This window comes from Streptomyces sp. NPDC050759 (genome assembly GCF_044456945.1).
Classification (GTDB): domain Bacteria; phylum Actinomycetota; class Actinomycetes; order Streptomycetales; family Streptomycetaceae; genus Streptomyces.
Window position 1 is genome coordinate 661,751 of record NZ_JBITGI010000002.1, and the last position, 16,919, is coordinate 678,669.

Genomic DNA, 16,919 nt, shown 5'->3' on the forward strand with positions numbered 1-16,919 from the left:
CGTGAAGGGGGTATGCGCCGTCAAGGCGGCGTGCACACGGGCCCACCTGTGGGAATGCGAGACTGGCCGGGCGATGGCGTGATCTCGACGCCGTTCGCGGTGGCCATGCACAGGCATGCGTGACATGTCAGGACCGGGAGGGCCGGACGATGGACGAGACACGGGCGCGGGACGTACTGGCCGCGGCGGGGGTGCCGCCCGGGGCCCGGCTGCTCGCCCTGGGCGAGAACGCCGTGTTCGCCGCCGGTGACCTGGTCGTCAAGGTGGGCCGCGACGCCGAGCTCCTCGACCGGGCACGCCGTGAACTGGACATCGCCGTGTGGCTCGCGGAGGCGGGGGTGCCCGCGGTGCGGGCGGCCGAGCCGGAGGCGCGGTTGGTGGAGGGGCATCCGGTGACCCTGTGGCACCGGCTTCCCGACGCCGTACGGCCCGCCGAGCCACGGGATTTGGCCGAACTGCTACGGGACGTGCACGCGCTGCCGAAGCCGTCCTTCGACTTGCCGCCGCGTGAGCTGCTGGGGGGTGTGGAGCGGTGGCTGAGGCTTGCGGGGGACGCGATCGACCCCGCTGACGCGGCGTACCTCCGGGAGCGGCGGGACGGTTTCGCGGCGGCCGCGGCCGCGGTGACGCCTCGTCTGGAGCCGGGGCCGATTCATGGGGACGCGCTGCCCCGCAATGTGCACGTGGGGCCCGACGGGCCGGTTCTCGTCGATCTGGAGACCTTCTCCTCGGATCTGCGTGAGCATGATCTGGTGGTCATGGCGCTGTCCCGGGACCGGTACGGGGTGCCCGCGGAGGCCTATGACGCGTTCACCGCCGCGTACGGGTGGGACGTCCGGGAGTGGGAGGGGTGTTCGGTGCTGCGCGGGGCCCGGGAGACGGCCAGCTGTGCGTGGGCGGCTCAGCATGCGCCGTCGAACCCCAAGGCGTTGGCCGAGTTCGAGCGCAGGGTGGCGTCTTTGCGGGACGGTGACGAGACGGTGCGGTGGTACTCGTTCTGACCGGTGGGCGAGTGCGGGTCGTAGGTGGCTGGTCGCGCGGTTCCCCGCGCCCCTGGGTCAGTCCCCTGGTCGTCGGATTGTCTGTGCCGCCCTCCTGAGCTCCGTCAACACCGTGTGCACCGCCCTTCTTGCCGTCCTCTCCGGGCGGTACAGGGCGTCGATGTGGCGTCGTGCCCGGACGCCGCTCAGGGGTCTGAGCGCGAGGGCCGGGTGACGGCGCGTCGTCCAGCGGGGCATCAGTGCCAGGCCGCCGCCCGCGGCCACCACCTCCGCGGCCACCGAGAACTCGTTGATGCGGTGGGCGAGGTGGACGCGTCGGCCCGCCGCCGCCGCGACCGCCTCAATGGTGGCCATGACCGGGAAACCGTCGTGGACGGTGATCCACGGCTCGCCGGCCACCTCTTCCGGGGTCACCCGGTCTCCGGCCGCCAGGGGGTGGTCGGCGGGCATCGCCACGTCCAGAGGTTCGTGCAGGAGCGTGGTCACCGCGACCGTGCGCGGCCAGGGCGGGGCATGGTCGAGGCGGTGGGCCAGGACGATGTCGTACTCCCGGGTGAGGCGGGGGAAGTCCTCCTGCGGAACGTCCTCGTCGGCCAGCCTCGGGACGGGGGCGCCGGGGTCGGCGAGGGCGCGCAGCAGCAGGGGGAAGAAGGCCGCGCCGGCGCTGTGGAAGGCCGCCACCGAGACCTCGCCCTCGGGCCGGTCCACGAACTCCTCGACCGTGTGCCGCGCGCGTGCCAGCGCCGTCTCCACCTCGATGGCCGCGGCCGCCAGGGCCTGCCCGGCGTCCGTGAGCACCAGCCGCCTGCCGTCGCGCTCGGTCAGCGGGACCCTGACCGAACGCTGCAGCAGCCGCAGTTGCTGTGAGATCGCCGACGGGGTCACCAGCAACGCCTCGGCGACCGCGGTGACACTGCCCAGTTCGCCGAGCTCCCGCAGGATCCGCAGCTGTCGTTCGTCCATCACGACAGTGTAGGAGTACTAAAAGATCGTTGAAGAAGGTGGATCTGGGCTTCAGCGGGCTCCTGGTGGACCGTAGGGACATGTCCGACGCCCGCCGTACCGACGCGGTACTCCTGCTGGTCGCGATCGTCTGGGGTTCGAGTTATCTCTCCGCCCAGACAGCGACGTCCGCTCTCCCCGTCCTGCTGGTGCTCTTCGCCCGCTACGCCCTGTCCGCGCTCGCCTGCCTGGGAGTCGTCGCCGCCCCCCGTCGAGGGCCGCGCCGGTGGACCCGCGAGGAGCTGCGGGCGGGGGTGCCCCTGGGCCTCACCCAGGCCGCCGTCCTCGTCGTCGAGACCTACGGCGTCGCCCACACCAGCGCCGCCAACGCCGGGCTCATCATCAGCCTGACCATCGTCCTCACCCCCCTTCTCGACCGCACCGGTCACCGGGGCGGTCTGCCGCCCGCCTTCTACGCCGCCGCCGGTGTGTCCGTCCTGGCCGTCGCGCTCCTCATGGCGGGCAACGGCTTCCACGCGCCCCGCCTCGGGGACCTGCTGATGCTCGCCGCCGCGGTCGTACGGGCCGGGCACGTGGCGCTGGTCGGCCGGCTCACCGCGGGCCGGGCGATACGGCCGCTGCACCTCACGACCGTGCAGACCCTCGTCGGCACGGCCCTGTTCCTCGGCCCGGCCGCACGCGAGCTTCCGACCCTGGCCCACGCCGGCCCGGCCACCTGGGCGCAGCTGCTCTATCTCGCCCTGTTCTGCAGTGTGTTCGCCTTCCTCGCCCAGACCTGGGCGGTGCAGCGCACCTCGGCCAGCCGGGCCAGCCTGTTGCTCGGCACCGAACCGATCTGGGCCGCCGCGGTGGGGGTCGCCCTGGGCGGTGAGCACTTCACCCTGCTGACCGGGCTCGGCGCGGTCATGATGCTCACCGGCACCTACTGGGGGCAGTCCGTGGAACGCGCCCACCGCACAAAGACTCCACCCCGCACCGCAGTTCACCCCACCGAAGAGGACACCCGATGCCCGGCACCGACGCCTACGACACCCACGACACCCACGACCGTCTGATCTCCCTGCTCGACTCCTCCTCCGTCGACTACAAACTGATCGACCACGCGCCCGAGGGCACCACCGACGCCGTGTGCGCGCTGCGTGGACACCCCTCCTCAGAGGCCGCGAAGTGCATCGTCCTGCGGGTCAAGGTGGACCGCCGGACCACCCGGAACGTCCTGGCGGTCGTCCCCGGGGACCGGCGCGTGGACCTGGACGCGATCCGGAAGCTGTACGCCGCGCGCTATGTCGGGTTCAGCGATGCGGAGACCGCCGAGCGGCTGGCCCGCGCGATCCCCGGCACGGTGCTGCCGTTCAGCTTCGACCCCGAACTGGAGGTCGTCGCCGATCCGGACGTCGTGGCCCAGCCCCGGCTGTACTTCAACGCCGCCCGGCTCGACCGGTCGCTGTGCCTGTCGGGGGCCGACTACGAGCGGCTGGCGCAGCCGCGGGTGGAGCCCATCGCGGGTCCCGCGCCGGAGTGACGCTCTCTCACACCGTCTCGTCGGCCGCCTCGCGCAGCGGCCAGGTGCCGTCGATCACCGCCGTCGCGTCGCCCTTGCGGCGCAGGAAGCTCTGGAAGTCCGCCGCCCATTCCGCGTACCACTCGATCTGGCGGCGGTGCAGCTCCGCCGGGCCGAGGGCGGCGACCTTGGGGTGGCGCGCGGCTATCGCACAGGCGAGCCGGGCCGCGGCGAGGGCGTCGGCTGAGGCGTCGTGGGCGGCGTCGAGTGCGACGCCGTACTCCGTGCAGACCGCTTCGAGGTTGCGCTTGCCGCGCCGGTAGCGGTCCACCGAGCGGTCGATGGTGTACGGGTCGATGACCGGGGCGGGGTCGAGGCCGGCCAGGCGCTCGCGCAGGGACGGCAGGGCGTACCGGCGCAGTTCGGCGGAGAGCAGGCTCAGGTCGAAGGCGGCGTTGTACGCGACGACCGGGACGCCGGTCTTCCAGTAGGTCGCGAGGACGTCCGCGATGGCGTCGGCGACCTGGTCGGCGGGGCGGCCCTCGGCGGCCGCCCGTTCGTTGCTGATGCCGTGCACCGCCACGGCGTCCGCCGGGATCTGCACGCCCGGGTCCGCCAGCCACTCCCGGCGCCCCAGGGGCTGCCCGTCCCTGACCTCGATCACGGCGCCCGTGACGATGCGCGCCTCGCGCGGATCGGTGCCGGTGGTTTCCAGGTCGAAGCCGATCAGCAGCTCTCGGTGCCAGCCCATGGGCCGTCCCCCTTCTTGGTGGTGCTTTCCCCCAGTGGTCTCCACCTTCCCATGCGCCACTGACAATCAGAGGACCGCATTCCGCTTACCGATACGGACACTTGGGGAGGGCGGGATGATTCGGGTGACCAGGACTCTTCAGAACACCGGACCACTTCAGGACACCGGCCGCGAATCCGCCCAGTTCGTCTCGAACTCCTCGCGGTAGGTGGGGAAGAGGCCGCTGTCGTCCACATCGCCCGGCTTGACCACCCGATGACCGTTGCGCAGCACGAGGACCGGCGCCTCCATGCCTCTGGCCCGGCGCAGATAGGACTGCACGACCGCGATGCCGTCCGAGCCGTCGCCGTCCACGAGGTAGGCCGTGAAGCGCGGGGTGTCGTCGTAGACCTGGATCTCGAAGGCGCCGGGGTCGCGCAGTCTCGACCGCACCCGGCGCATGTGCAGGATGTTCATCTCGACCGCGCGGCTCAACTCACCGCGCTTCATGCCGAGTTCCCGCTCGCGCCGCTTGACCGCGCTGGAGGCCGGGTTCAGGAACAGCAGCCGCACCCGGCAGCCGGCCTCGGCCAGCCGGACCAGACGGCGGCCGGAGAAGTTCTGCACGAGGAGGTTGAGGCCGATGCCGACGGCGTCCAGGCGGCGGGCTCCGCCGAAGATGTCCTCGGCGGGGAACTGCCTCAGCAGCCGAACCCGGTCGGTGTGTACGGCGACCACGTCGGCGTACCGGTCGCCGACCAGGTCCTCGACCGCGTCGACGGGCAGCCGGCGGGCGGACGGCACGTCGCCACCTGCGCCGAGTATCTCAAGGAGCTTGGCGGAGGCGCGCTCGGCCTGGCCGAGGACCGCCTCGGACAGGGCCCGGTTGCGGGAGACGACGTTGCGCGTCACCTCCAGCTCGTCCAGAGCCAGTTCGACATCGCGTCGGTCGTCGAAGTAGGGCTCGAAGCAGGGCCAGTGCTGCACCATCAGCTCGCGCAGCTGCGGCAGGGTGAGGAAGCTGAGGACGTTGTCGTCGGCCGGGTCGAGCAAGTAGCCCTTGCGGCGGCTGACTTCGCGGACGGCGACCGCGCGCTGCACCCACTCCTGCCCGGCGGGCCCGGCAGCGGCCACCACCCAGTCGTCGTGGCCGTGGACGGGTTCGTAGATGGGGCGCAGAACAGCGGCCACCACGGCCCGCAGCCGCTGTTCGACGAGGTTCAGCCAGATGTAGGCCCGGCCGGCCCGCTGTGCGCGCGTACGCACCTCGCGCCAGGCGTCGGCGTCCCAGTCCAGTTCCGGCCCGATGGTCGCTCCCGCGTCCATCGGCCGCGCCAGGGACACCGTGCCGGGCGGGACGTCTGCGGAGTTCCCCTCGTGACCCTCGTCACCAGGGGGCAACTCCAGCCCTCCCGAGCCCACCCGCGCACCGCCTTCCGCTCCCCCGAGCACTCCCGGGGGCATGGCCCCACCCAACGATCAAGGAAGGGTACTCCGGGAGCGGTCGGCGGTGCAGCCGGATGGACAGGGTCAATCTCAACTACCGGGCTCCCAGTGGCCGTTCTGTCCGGCGAGCTCGGCGGGAGTGAGCGGATTCATAGCCGTGACGTCCCTGGGGGCGATGGAGAAACCCTGCCAGTGGACCGGCATGGGCTGCTGGTCCTCGTCCCGGGCGATGTGGTGGAAGCCCACGTTCATCCAGACCACCGGGTGGGTGAGGGTCTGGCCGTTGACCCACTTGTCGACGGACTTGCCCGCTCCGGCGCCGCAGTTGCCGATGTTGTTGCTGGCGAACTGCTCGCACTGGTTGTACTCGGTGACGTAGATGTCGTGCTTGGTGAAGCTGCGGCCCGGGTACTTGGTGGTCGGGCCGGGGACGATCTCGTACGACCGCTGATGCCAGTCCTTGTTCTTGCCGGCCGCGCTGACCATGCGCCACCAGCGGTAGCTCTTGGAGTCGCCGGCGAGTTCCTTGGTGACCGGGGTGCGGGTGGTCTTGACGGTCGCGGCCTGCTGGCCCTGGGCGGCCGCGGTGACCGTCGAGTCGTACTGCTCGACCCGGTTCTTGGAGGAGCCGTCGAGGGCGAAGTCGAGGCGCCAGAAGGCGTTGTGGCTGTGGCTGGTGGCCTGGGCGCGGGGCCCCTTGCCGATGGGCCAGCCGCGGCCGTCCCCGGCGTCGTAGTCCTCGTAGGACAGGCTGCCGGTCGCACCGAGGTTCATGGTGACGGTGCCGTCGTCCTGGAAGCGCCACTCGGTCATGTACTCGTACCAGCCGACCTGGTTGACCGAGTAGACGAGCAGGTCCTTGCCCTGGGCCTGGTAGACCTTGTTCGCGCTGTCGCCCTGCATGCGGTAGGCGTGGCCGCGGGAGCGGGTGGTGGTGCACAGGCCGTTGACGTTCGGGTGGTCCGGGTCCCAGGAGTCCGGGACCTTGACGCTCTTGATGGTGCCGCCGGGACACTCGCCCGGGTCCAGGTTCATCAGGCCCTGCGCGAAGCCGAAGCCCGTCAGGTCGTCGTACTCGACGCTGCCGTCGTCGTAGGGGACGTGGATCTGGCCGAGCCGGGCACTGTTGAGGACCTTGATCGGCGCGGCCTCGCCCTTGGGCTGGTAGGAGATGTCCTCCAGGACGAGCCCGGCCTTGCTGTCGTAGCGCCAGCACATCCGCCAGGTCGTGCCGCTGGAGAGCTTCTGCTCGATCTTGTAGGCGGAGCTGCACTCCGCGGCGGCCTCCGCGGCGGCCTTCGGCTGGGCGGCCGCCGGTCCCGCACCGGTCGTGACACCGGCGGCCAGCGCGGCCACGGACACACCGAGGGCCGCGTGCCTGCGGGCACGGCTGATTCTGTTGACACGCATGAAGAAATGACTCCCCTGCGGAAGTAGCGGGTTGGAAAAGTGGACGGGAGGGAGGCGGGTCAGCTCTCGAGCTTGGCGACCTTGCGGGCGCTCAGGTCGATCACGAAGGCCCTGGCGTCGATCCAGGGGCCGTTCTTCACCTTCGGGAACAGCCGCACGCAGCGGTGCTCGCCGCACTGGTCGAGCGCGGCGGGCTGCCCGCCGGGAACGGCCCGGTACACGGCGCCGGTCAGCAGCAGCTGGTTCGGGTCGGTGAGTTCCTTGTCGGTGGCGTCCTTGTAGTCGGCCTTCAGGTCCGCGCCCAGCGGGTCGGCGATCAGAAGGCTCGCGGCCTCGGCGTACTCGGCGCTGCTCAGCGGCGGCTGGACGCCGTGCTGGCTGCCGGTCGCGACGACCTTGCCGGTGTCGAGGTCGACGGTCTTGGTGACGAGGGTGTCGTCCCGGTAGTCGTAGAGCGTCACGTCGGCGCGCCGGGGCGCGTCCGGGTCGTCCAGTTCGCCGGCCTTCGGGTCGGCGAGGTCGACGGTGAGCCGTTCGGGGCCGCGCTCGCCCTCGACGTCCTCACTGGCGTTGAGCATCTGCCGGTTCACGGCGATCTGCTCGACCCGCTGGATCTCGTCGTCGGTGAGCGGGTCGCGGCCCTTGCCCTTCTGGCCCTCGGCGGCCGGCGCCTGTTCCACGACCCCGGGCGCGACGGCCCCGTCCGCGCCGCCCTGTCCCGGCTGCGCCGCGGACTGCCCCGCGGCCGCCTTGCCGCCCCCCGTGTCGTCCGCCCCCGCCGTGCCCGGCAGGGTGATCCCGATCATCACGGCGGTCCCGGCAACCGCGACGGCCGCACCTGCCACCACCTTCCCGAGGTGGCGGTGCACTATCTTGCGCACATCTTCCCCCTACTCCCCGGGCAACTCCGGGAGTACGTGTATGCCCCAATTGTTCGGCCCAGAGCGATTCTGTGATCGCCCTGTGGCACTGGTCGATCGGTAAGAGGGACGTAAGTCATAGGTGGTTCCATCACTTTCGTGGACACTCGAGGCCAAGGCGCCCCACGCGGCGCGGGACACCTGAAAGAGTCGTTCCATGCAGGTCTGGCCTGGAGAGGCGTATCCACTCGGTGCCACGTACGACGGCGCCGGCACCAACTTCGCGGTCTTCACCGAAGCCGCGGACCGAGTAGAGCTGTGTCTGTTGCACGACGACGGCTCGGAAACGGCGGTGGAACTGCGCGAGAGCGACGCGTTCGTCCGACACGCGTATCTGCCCGGCGTGATGCCCGGACAGCGCTACGGCTTCCGCGCGCACGGTCCGTACGCACCCGAGCGCGGCCTGCGCTGCAACTCGTCGAAGCTGCTGCTCGACCCGTACGCGCGTGCGATCAGCGGCTCCATCCGCTGGGGCGAGGAGGTGTACGGCTATCACTTCGACTCGCCCGACAAGCGCAACGATCTCGACTCGGCGCCGCACACCATGACGTCGGTCGTGGTCAACCCGTACTTCGACTGGGGCGACGACCGGCGGCCCCGGATCGGGTACCACGAGACGGTGATCTACGAGGCGCACGTCAAGGGCCTCACCATGCGGCACCCGGGGCTGCCGGAGGAGCTGCGCGGCACCTACGCCGCCCTCGCGCATCCCGCGATCATCGAGCATCTGGTGGAGCTCGGCGTCACCACGCTGGAGCTGATGCCCGTCCACCAGTTCGTGAACGACCACCGTCTGGTCGACATGGGCCTGAACAATTACTGGGGCTACAACACCATCGGTTTCTTCGCCCCGCACAACGCCTACGCCTCCTGGGGCGACCGCGGCCAGCAGGTCCTGGAGTTCAAGTCGGCGGTCAGGGCGCTGCACGAGGCCGGGATCGAGGTGATCCTGGATGTCGTCTACAACCACACGGCCGAGGGCAACCATCTGGGCCCGACGCTGTCCTTCAAGGGCCTCGACAACCCGCAGTACTACCGCCTGACCGAGGACCAGCGGTACTACATGGACACCACGGGCACCGGGAACTCGCTGCTCATGCGGTCCCCGCACGTGCTCCAGCTGATCATGGACTCGCTGCGGTACTGGGTCACCGAGATGCATGTCGACGGCTTCCGCTTCGACCTGGCGGCGACCCTGGCCCGGCAGTTCCACGAGGTGGACCGGCTGTCGTCGTTCTTCGACCTGGTGCAGCAGGACCCGGTGGTCTCGCAGGTGAAGCTGATCGCCGAACCGTGGGACGTCGGCGAGGGCGGCTACCAGGTGGGCAACTTCCCGCCGCTGTGGACCGAGTGGAACGGCAAGTACCGCGACACCGTACGGGACCTGTGGCGGGGCGAGCCGCGCGCGCTGGCGGAGTTCGCGTCCCGGCTGACCGGTTCCTCCGATCTCTACCAGGACGACGGACGGCGTCCACTGGCCTCCATCAACTTCGTGACCTGCCACGACGGGTTCACCCTGCACGACCTCGTCTCGTACAACGACAAGCACAACGAGGCCAACGGCGAGGGCAACCGGGACGGCGAGAGCCACAACCGGTCCTGGAACTGCGGGGCGGAGGGCGAGACGAACGACCCCGCGGTGCGGGAGCTGCGCGCCCGGCAGATGCGCAACTTCATCGCCACGCTGATGCTGTCCCAGGGCGTGCCGATGATCAGCCACGGCGACGAGGTGGCGCGCACGCAGCGCGGCAACAACAACGCCTACTGCCAGGACAGCGAGCTGGCCTGGGTGCGGTGGCCGGAGGACGCCGGGGACGGGGCGGGGCCCGGCGCCGAGTTGCTCGCCTTCACGCGCGCGATGGTGTGGCTGCGCAAGGACCACCCGGTCTTCCGCCGTCGCCGGTTCTTCCACGGGCGGCCGGTGGAGGGCACCCACGACGAGCTGTCGGACATCGCCTGGTTCACACCCGAGGGCAAGGAGATGATCCAGCGGGACTGGGACCGCGCGCAGGCCTCGGCGCTGACGGTCTTCCTCAACGGCAACGCGATCTCGGAGCCCGGCCCCCGTGGGGAGCGGATCACCGACGACTCGTTCCTGCTGATGTTCAACGCCTCGCCCAAGGCGCTGGACTTCGTGGTGCCGGTCAACCACGGCCGGCAGTGGCAGGTCGTGGTCGACACCGGCCGCCCGGACGGGGTGCCGCCGGGCACGGGGGCGAAGGTGCAGGCCGGGGATCGGCTGACGCTGGTGGACCGCAGCATGGTGGTGCTGCAACGGCCCGTCTAGCAGGGTGGTTCGTGTGCCGGTCACCGGGTACGCGTGTGGGGAGCGTTTTCGGCGCGTCCGGGGTACGAGGTCGGATGCGCCGTTTGCGTGGGGACGGGACCGTACCGTCGGGCCGCCGGACGTCGGAACGGGACGGTACCGTCGTTGCGTCGGCGTCGGCGTCGTCGTCGGGACGGCACCGTCCCGTCGCGCCCCCCGGTGTCACGACGGGACCGTTCCGTTCCGACGTCCGCGTCCCACGCACATGGGCCACGCGATGACACGAAAGGCCGCAGGGCGGGTACGTAGGTCTGCATGACATCTGAGCGACCCGACCCGTCGGTGCCGACGGCCACGTACCGGTTGCAGCTGCAGCCCGAGTTCCCGTTCGCGGCCGCCGCGGCGGCGGTGCCGTACCTGGCCTCGCTCGGCGTCTCGCACCTGCACCTGTCCCCCGTCCTGGAGTCCGTCCCCGGTTCGACGCACGGCTATGACGTCGTGGACCACGCGCGCGTGCGTGAGGAACTGGGCGGCGAGGACGGGCTGCGGACGCTGTCGCGCACCGCGCGGGAACACGGGCTCGGTCTGGTGATGGACATCGTGCCGAACCACATGGCGATGGCCCCGCGCCACAACCGCGCGCTGTGGGAGGTGCTGCGGGAGGGCCCGAAGTCGTCGTACGCGCGATGGTTCGACATCGACTGGGAGGCACAGGGCGGTCAGCTGCTGCTGCCGGTGCTGGGACATCCGGTCGGCGCGGAGCTCGGCAACCTCGCGGTGGACGGTGGGGTGCTGCGCTACTACGACCACGTGTTCCCGCTCCGCGAGGGCACCGAGGACCTCCCGCTGCCCCAGCTCCTGGACGCGCAGTGGTACCGGCCGGTCTGGTGGCGGCTGGCCCGTACGGAGCTCAACTACCGGCGTTTCTTCAGCATCTCGGAGCTGATCGGGGTGCGGGTCGAGGATCCGGAGGTTTTCGAGGCGACCCACGCCAAGATCCTCCAGCTGCTGCACGAGGGAGTGGTCGACGGGCTGCGGGTCGACCACCCCGACGGCCTCGCCGACCCCGACGCCTATCTCCAGCGGCTGCACGAGGCGACCGGCGGGCGCTGGACGGTCGTGGAGAAGATCCTTGCGGACGGGGAGCAGCTGCCGGCCTCCTGGCCGATCGCGGGGACCACGGGCTACGACGCCCTGCGGCACATCGACGGGCTGTTCACGGACCCGGCGGGGTTCGGGGAACTCCTCGGCCAGTACCGGCGGTTCGCGGCCCCGCAGACCGACCGCGGCGGCGACTGGGCCGCGACGGCACGGCGGGCGGCGTACAAGGTGATCACCCACGAGCTGGCAGCCGAGACCGACCGGCTGACCCGGGTGGCGACACGCGTGTGTGCCGCGTCCCCGGAACCCGCGCTGCGCGACCGCGCGCCCTGGGCGCTGCGCACCGCGCTGCAGGAACTCCTGGTGCGGATGGAGGTCTACCGTCCCTACGGCTCCTCGGACGCCGCCGCCGTCGTCACCGAGGAGGCCGCGGCCGAGGCCCGGCTGGCCTTCGTGATCCCCGAGGAGGCGGGCGCCGTCGACGTCGTACGTGATCTGGTGCTGGGGCGGGCCGGTGACGGGCCGGACCACGTGGAGTTCCGGACCCGGTTCGCGCAGACGGCGTCGGCGCTGCGGGCCAAGTCCGTGGAGGACACGGCGTTCTACCGGTACGTGCCGCTGCTGTCGGCGACCGAGGTGGGCGGGAATCCCGGGAGCCCGGCGGTCTCGCCCGAGGAGTTCCACGATTACTGCACGCGCGTGCAGCGCGACTGGCCCCTGACGGGGACGGTGGTGTCGACGCACGACACCAAGCGCAGTGCCGATGTGCGTGCGGCCCTGGCCGTGCTCACCGAGTGCCCCGAGTGGTGGGCGGACACGCTGGCCGAGGTGACCCGCACCGGCGACGGCGTGCCGGACGCACAGCTGGCGTGGGCGGCCTGGCAGACGGTGTTCGGGCTCGGCCCCGCGGCCCCGGAGCGGGTCGGGGAGGCGCTGTTGAAGCATGTGCGCGAGGCGGGACTGTACACGAGCTGGACGGAGCAGGAGCCGGCGTACGAGGAGGCGGTGGCGGCGTTCGTCGCGGCCGGGCCGTGCGGGCCGCAGGGCGAGCAGGTGGCCGGGCTGCGGAGCCGGCTGGAGCCGCACGTCCGGGCGAACGTGCTGGGCACGGCTCTGGTGCAGCTGACGATGCCCGGGGTGCCCGACGTGTATCAGGGCACGGAGGGCACGTATCTGGCGCTGGTGGACCCGGACAACCGGCGGCCGGTGCGGTTCCCGCCGGAGGACTCCGGCGACAAGGGCGCGCTCACGGCTGCGGCGCTGCGGCTGCGCCGACGCCGTCCGGATGCCTTCGGTGACGCGGCGACGTACACGCCGCTGGTCGCGGAGGGGCCCTCGGCGGCGCACTGCGTGGCGTTCGTGCGCTCCGGGGAGGTGGTGACCGCGGTGACCAGGCTGTCGCTGCGGCTGGCGGAGGCGGGCGGCTGGCGGGAGACGGTGCTGCGGCTGGCGGAGGCGGGCGGCTGGCGGGAGACGGTGCTGCCGCTGCCGCCGGGCGTGTGGCGCGATGTGCTGGTACCGGAGCGGGAGTTCTCCGGGCACGCGCGCGTGGCGGAGCTCTTGGGCGAGTCGCCGGTGGCGCTGCTGGAGCGGGTCGCCACGGATTGACCAGGTCGGCGTGCGGGCGGCCGGTGCGGCCAGGTCTTCGGCTGCCGCGGGTCGGGGGCGCGGGCAACACCGTTGTGGCACATACGGCTCTACCGGCTGCCGGTACATGCACCTGGGCGCCCCCTGGAGGCTCCCCCATGGCGTGCTTGACAGCTCAACGAGACCGTGGGGTACTGCGAATGCGAGACCGGTCGGACGTGTCGGGGGTGAGTCTCCTGCCGGACCTGCGCTACCCCACGGTGACCGAACTGGTCGGGTCCGCGAGGGCGTTGGCCGCACAGCGCCCCGACGTCTGCCGACTGAGGCAGGTGGGTGTCTCGCGAGCGGGCAGGCCCCTCCATGTGCTGTCGATCGGCCATGCCCGCCGGGCCGTCCTGGTGGTCGCGGGCGCCCACTCCAACGAACCGACCGGCGGCCCCGCGGCCCTGGCGGTGGCCGCACGGGTACTGGCCGAGCGGGAGTTGAGATCGGGCACGTCCTGGCACTTCCTGCTGTGCGCCGATCCGGACGGGGCGAGTCTCCATGTCACCCCGGCTCCGCGCACTCTCTTCGACTACCACCTCGGCTTCTTCCGGCCCGCCGGAGAGGAGCAGCCGGAATGGGCGCCCGCGATGCTGCCGCCCGATCGGCTGCCGCCCGAGACCCGCACCCTGACCGGGCTGATCGACGAACTGCGCCCTTACCTCCAGGTGACCCTGCACGGCACCGATCTGGGCGGCAGCTGGGTGCAGCTGACGAAGGACGTGCCGGGCCTGGCCGAGCCGTTCTCGAAGTCCGCGGCGGAGTTGCACATCCCGGTGGAGACCGGTGCCTCGGACGCGGCGGGCTGGCCGGCGTCCGGGCCCGGGGTGCATGTGATGCCGGCGCCGGGCGCGGGGGCGGCGTACCCGAGCATGCCGGACGACGCGCGGCGCAGCACCTGGTACCACGCACACCGCTACGGCGGTCTGACCGCGGTGGTGGAGGTGCCGATGTGGGCGAGCGACCTGGTGGACGATCCGGCGCCGCATCCGGCGCCGGCGGCGGCGATGGGGCGGCTGGCGGGCCGGCTGCTGCGCCAGTCGCGGGCGGTGGACCGGGTGCTGGCGGATGCGCTGCCGCGTCTGGAGGGCGCCGACGGGCCGCTGCTGCGGGCCGCCACCTGGAGCCTGGAGCTGGTTCCGGGACTGGCCGCGGACTGGATCCACACCCGGCCCGCCGACGACACGAGGGCGTACATCGGCAGTGTCGACGCGTTCTCCCGCCGGCTGCCGCTGCGGGCGGCGGCCATGTTGCTGCGGGTCCTCCGGGAGGCCGACGACCGCGCGGCACCGCGTCTCGAAGGGCTCGTCAAGGCCTGGAGCGACGCCTTCGCGGACCGTTTCCGGGCCCGCTGGGTGCCGTTGGAGCACCAGGTGGAGCACCAGGCCCGCACGGTCGTGGCGGTGGCGCTGCACGCGCGCGTACGGGCCGACTGAGCCGACGCGGCTCCACGCGCGCGTGCGTCACCGCGCCACGCCTCAGCTCTCCAGTGCGAAGACCGCCCCGGTCCGCGCCCTCATCACACACCCGTTCGGGAAGGTCTGCCGGTACTCGACCGGTCGGCCGTTCCACTCTCCGTCGGCCCGGGCGGTGACCGGTGCGTAGAGCATCGTGCAGTAGACGTCCGCGGGCGGAAGTGCGCCGATGTCGCCGTCGACGGCGGCGAGTTGGGCGCACGCCTCGGCCGCCTGGCGGTGGCCCTGGGGCGGGTCGCACAGCAGGAGGGTGCCGCGGGTGTCGCCGGAGCGGCCGTCGCCGTTGGTCACCATGAGGAAGAGGTGGTCCCCCGTGGAGGGCCCGGCCGGCGCGGGAGCCGCGGCGGCGAGGAGCAGGACGGCCGCCACCGTCAGACCCGCGCGTGCCGCTCGCCGTACCGCCGTCGCTGTGATGATGTACGTCATTCCCGATGCATCGGCACGGCGGCCTCGGAACCCCACCCCGGCTCACCCGAACGGGAGCATGCGGGCGCGTGCCGCGCGGCGAGCTCGAAGGCGGCGAGGACCACCCGCGACTGGTACTCGATCTGGCGCGGGACCGGGATCCAGCGCGCCCCACAGCCGTCGCGGTAGTCGGCGCACCAGAGGTCGATGAGCCGGTCCAGCTCCGGCAGGGCACCGGCCGGGTCGGCGCCCGCGCGGGTCACGAGCTGGTGCAGGAGCCCGGCCGTGCGCAGGGCCAGGCGCCGCCCGGCGATGCGCAGCGCGGCCAGGTGGCCGGTGCTGAGCGGGGGCAGCGGGCGGCCGCCGTCGGTGACGTCGGGGTCCCAGGCGTCGGCGAGTCCGGGGCAGACCAGTAAATAGTCCTCGACCGGGGCGAGCAGGCGGGCCGCGTCCGGGGTGTCCGACACCTGCGGGCGGATCCGGGCCAGGACGCCCTCCAGGAGCCGCGCGTCGCGGCGCAGCGTGTGGCTGACGGTGCGCAGCACGGCGGCCGCGTCGGCGGGTGTGCTGCCGTCCTCGACGGCGGCCACGCCCCACATGGGCGCCTCGACGACGGCGGTCACGGTGCCGTGCCGGTGCGGGTGGTACCAGGTCGACTCGACGGCGGCCTCGGTGATGGCGGCGGCCAGGTCACCGCGGCGGGGCGGCGGGATCCGGTAGACGGCGGGGCCCAGGCACGGCCAGTACAGGGTGTCGTACGGGCCGAGCTCGCGGGGGATGCGCAGCCGGGCCGCCGTGTGGGCGACGCGCCGGGCGAGGCCGGGCAGGTCGCGGGTGAGTTCGACGAAGCCGCCGCCGACGTCGACGCCGTGCAGGGAGCACTGGAGGAAGGGCCGCAGTTCGTCCTGGAGGGCGAGCAGGGTGCGGGTCTCCGGGAGGGCGGCGGCCTCCGCGCCGTCGGGCAGCCATTCCGGCTGTTCGCCGAAGCCGGGCCGGAAGAAGTTCCGGAAGTAGCGGTCGAGGGAGTACGGGCCGCGCAGCCAGCCCTCGTTGCGGCGCAGGCCGTCGGGGTCGAGGCAGAGCAGGAGGTTCCAGGTGGCGTCGGCCCCGACGGTGAGCCGGGGATCGGCCAGGGCCTGCTCGGCCAGCCTGAGAACGGTCCCGCCGCCCACGGGCTCGTTGGCGTGCGGACCGGCGACGACGAGGGCCTGGCGGCTGCCGTGGCCGACGGAGAGCAGCCACAGGGGGTTGCCCGCGCGGGAGGTGCCGGCGCGGCGCAGTCGGGCGTCTGCGGGGTGGCGGGCGACGAGCGCTGCGGCCCGTACACCGAGCTCGTCGACGGTCGGGTAGCGGAGGAGGGGCGGCAGGGCACACCTCCACAATGTGGTGCCGTCGGTTCACCTGGTGTGCATGGTGTACGCACAGTCAGTCACGACTTGAGGGGTACGTCAACACCGCGCGACGGACAGGGTTGTGGGTCGCGACGGCACGTAAATCCCAGGCCAGAGGTGAGGTAGGGCTCAGTTGACCGCGAGCCGGAAGGCCATCCGGCCGAACCCCACCTGGTCGCCCTCACGGACGACGGCGGCGCCGATGACCCGTCGGCCGTTGACCGTGGTGCCGTTGGTGGAACCGAGATCCCGCAGGACCCACATGCCGCCCTGCCGGCTGAGTTCGGCGTGGACCCGGGAGACCGTCTCGTGGGTCAGCCGCAGGCCGTTCGCAGGATCGCGCCCTATGCGCAGCGCGTGGCGGCTGCCGGGGTGCGGCAGCAGCAGCTTGGGCAGGCGCTCGGCCTGCCACGCCCTGCGCAGCCGTACGGTGAAGCCGGAGACGGCCTCCACGGTGCCGAACACCAGTCGGGAGATGCGGCTCTCCTGGGGCAGGTCCGCGGTGAGCGCGGCGAGTTCGTCGGACCTGCGCGCGATGAGGGCCAGCTCCATGCGGCGCACGAACGTGTCGTGCGACAGACGGCCCATGGCGACGCCGTCACGGAGCACCTTCAGCACCTGGTCGCGCTCCGCGTCGGACAGCCGCGCGGGGTACGTGTTGAACTCGAAGGACGACGTCAC

14 protein-coding genes are annotated in these 16,919 nt (G+C 72.0%); 6 read left to right on the top strand and 8 right to left on the bottom strand.

What is annotated here, in order from left to right; translation table 11 throughout:
• Positions 1-149: 149 nt before the first annotated feature.
• Positions 150-1,001 carry a phosphotransferase enzyme family protein gene (locus tag ACIBJB_RS08815; protein ID WP_398927981.1) on the top strand — a complete coding sequence of 284 codons (852 nt, stop codon included), beginning with the start codon at positions 150-152 and terminating at the stop codon, positions 999-1,001.
• A gap of 57 nt (positions 1,002-1,058) precedes the next feature.
• Here ACIBJB_RS08815 and ACIBJB_RS08820 read toward each other — a convergent pair whose 3' ends face one another.
• A complete protein-coding gene (locus tag ACIBJB_RS08820) occupies positions 1,059-1,964 on the bottom strand; it encodes a LysR family transcriptional regulator (protein ID WP_398927983.1) in 906 nt (301 codons plus the stop codon).
• Positions 1,965-2,044: 80 nt separating this feature from the next.
• On the opposite strand from ACIBJB_RS08820, the gene ACIBJB_RS08825 reads away from it, so the two are divergent.
• A complete protein-coding gene (locus ACIBJB_RS08825; RefSeq protein WP_398928429.1) occupies positions 2,045-3,019 on the top strand; it encodes a DMT family transporter in 975 nt (324 codons plus the stop codon).
• A complete protein-coding gene (locus tag ACIBJB_RS08830) occupies positions 2,971-3,486 on the top strand; it encodes a YbaK/EbsC family protein (RefSeq protein ID WP_398927985.1) in 516 nt (171 codons plus the stop codon). The genes ACIBJB_RS08825 and ACIBJB_RS08830 overlap by 49 nt, the downstream gene beginning before the upstream one ends.
• A 7-nt stretch (positions 3,487-3,493) precedes the next feature.
• Here ACIBJB_RS08830 and ACIBJB_RS08835 read toward each other — a convergent pair whose 3' ends face one another.
• From ACIBJB_RS08835 to ACIBJB_RS08850, 4 genes are all read right to left on the bottom strand, one after another.
• A complete protein-coding gene (locus tag ACIBJB_RS08835) occupies positions 3,494-4,216 on the bottom strand; it encodes a 3'-5' exonuclease (protein ID WP_398927987.1) in 723 nt (240 codons plus the stop codon).
• A gap of 156 nt (positions 4,217-4,372) precedes the next feature.
• Positions 4,373-5,659 carry an SAV2148 family HEPN domain-containing protein gene (locus tag ACIBJB_RS08840; RefSeq protein WP_398927989.1) on the bottom strand — a complete coding sequence of 429 codons (1,287 nt, stop codon included), beginning with the start codon at positions 5,657-5,659 and terminating at the stop codon, positions 4,373-4,375.
• Positions 5,660-5,731: 72 nt separating this feature from the next.
• The gene (locus ACIBJB_RS08845) at positions 5,732-7,051 is read right to left on the bottom strand and encodes a copper amine oxidase (protein ID WP_398927991.1); all 1,320 of its coding nucleotides are present in this window, start codon (positions 7,049-7,051) and stop codon (positions 5,732-5,734) included.
• Between the two features lie 59 nt (positions 7,052-7,110).
• A complete protein-coding gene (locus tag ACIBJB_RS08850) occupies positions 7,111-7,932 on the bottom strand; it encodes a Tat pathway signal sequence domain protein (protein WP_398927993.1) in 822 nt (273 codons plus the stop codon).
• Between the two features lie 196 nt (positions 7,933-8,128).
• Between ACIBJB_RS08850 and glgX the strand changes: the two genes are divergently transcribed.
• From glgX to ACIBJB_RS08865, 3 genes are all read left to right on the top strand, one after another.
• Entirely contained in the window at positions 8,129-10,258 is a 2,130-nt protein-coding gene (gene glgX / locus ACIBJB_RS08855; protein WP_398927995.1) for a glycogen debranching protein GlgX, read from the top strand.
• A 294-nt stretch (positions 10,259-10,552) separates the two neighbouring features.
• Positions 10,553-12,946 (top strand): malto-oligosyltrehalose synthase, encoded by a 2,394-nt coding sequence (gene treY / locus ACIBJB_RS08860; protein WP_398927997.1) that lies wholly within the window; start codon positions 10,553-10,555, stop codon positions 12,944-12,946.
• Positions 12,947-13,152: 206 nt separating this feature from the next.
• Positions 13,153-14,403: a M14 family zinc carboxypeptidase gene (locus ACIBJB_RS08865; RefSeq protein ID WP_398928431.1), complete on the top strand. Its 1,251-nt coding sequence runs from the start codon at positions 13,153-13,155 to the stop codon at positions 14,401-14,403.
• 42 nt (positions 14,404-14,445) lie between these two features.
• On the opposite strand, the gene ACIBJB_RS08870 is transcribed toward ACIBJB_RS08865, so the two are convergent.
• From ACIBJB_RS08870 to ACIBJB_RS08880, 3 genes are all read right to left on the bottom strand, one after another.
• Entirely contained in the window at positions 14,446-14,868 is a 423-nt protein-coding gene (locus ACIBJB_RS08870) for an SSI family serine proteinase inhibitor (RefSeq protein ID WP_398928000.1), read from the bottom strand.
• Positions 14,865-16,229, bottom strand: a complete 1,365-nt coding sequence (locus ACIBJB_RS08875; protein WP_398928002.1) for a M14 family zinc carboxypeptidase — start codon at positions 16,227-16,229, stop codon at positions 14,865-14,867. The genes ACIBJB_RS08870 and ACIBJB_RS08875 overlap by 4 nt, the downstream gene beginning before the upstream one ends.
• A gap of 138 nt (positions 16,230-16,367) precedes the next feature.
• Positions 16,368-16,919, bottom strand: coding sequence for an FHA domain-containing protein (locus ACIBJB_RS08880; RefSeq protein WP_398928004.1), 552 nt, complete (start codon positions 16,917-16,919; stop codon positions 16,368-16,370).

What these genes read in the sequence shown, in the direction of transcription:
- ACIBJB_RS08870 (WP_398928000.1), bottom strand. Translation starts at nt 14,868, where the DNA reads ATGACGTACATCATCACAGCGACGGCGGTACGGCGAGCGGCACGCGCG.
- ACIBJB_RS08815 (WP_398927981.1), top strand. Translation starts at nt 150, where the DNA reads ATGGACGAGACACGGGCGCGGGACGTACTGGCCGCGGCGGGGGTGCCG.
- ACIBJB_RS08845 (WP_398927991.1), bottom strand. Translation starts at nt 7,051, where the DNA reads ATGCGTGTCAACAGAATCAGCCGTGCCCGCAGGCACGCGGCCCTCGGT.
- treY (WP_398927997.1), top strand. Translation starts at nt 10,553, where the DNA reads ATGACATCTGAGCGACCCGACCCGTCGGTGCCGACGGCCACGTACCGG.
- ACIBJB_RS08820 (WP_398927983.1), bottom strand. Translation starts at nt 1,964, where the DNA reads ATGGACGAACGACAGCTGCGGATCCTGCGGGAGCTCGGCGAACTGGGC.
- ACIBJB_RS08830 (WP_398927985.1), top strand. Translation starts at nt 2,971, where the DNA reads ATGCCCGGCACCGACGCCTACGACACCCACGACACCCACGACCGTCTG.
- ACIBJB_RS08825 (WP_398928429.1), top strand. Translation starts at nt 2,045, where the DNA reads ATGTCCGACGCCCGCCGTACCGACGCGGTACTCCTGCTGGTCGCGATC.
- glgX (WP_398927995.1), top strand. Translation starts at nt 8,129, where the DNA reads ATGCAGGTCTGGCCTGGAGAGGCGTATCCACTCGGTGCCACGTACGAC.
- ACIBJB_RS08835 (WP_398927987.1), bottom strand. Translation starts at nt 4,216, where the DNA reads ATGGGCTGGCACCGAGAGCTGCTGATCGGCTTCGACCTGGAAACCACC.
- ACIBJB_RS08840 (WP_398927989.1), bottom strand. Translation starts at nt 5,659, where the DNA reads ATGCCCCCGGGAGTGCTCGGGGGAGCGGAAGGCGGTGCGCGGGTGGGC.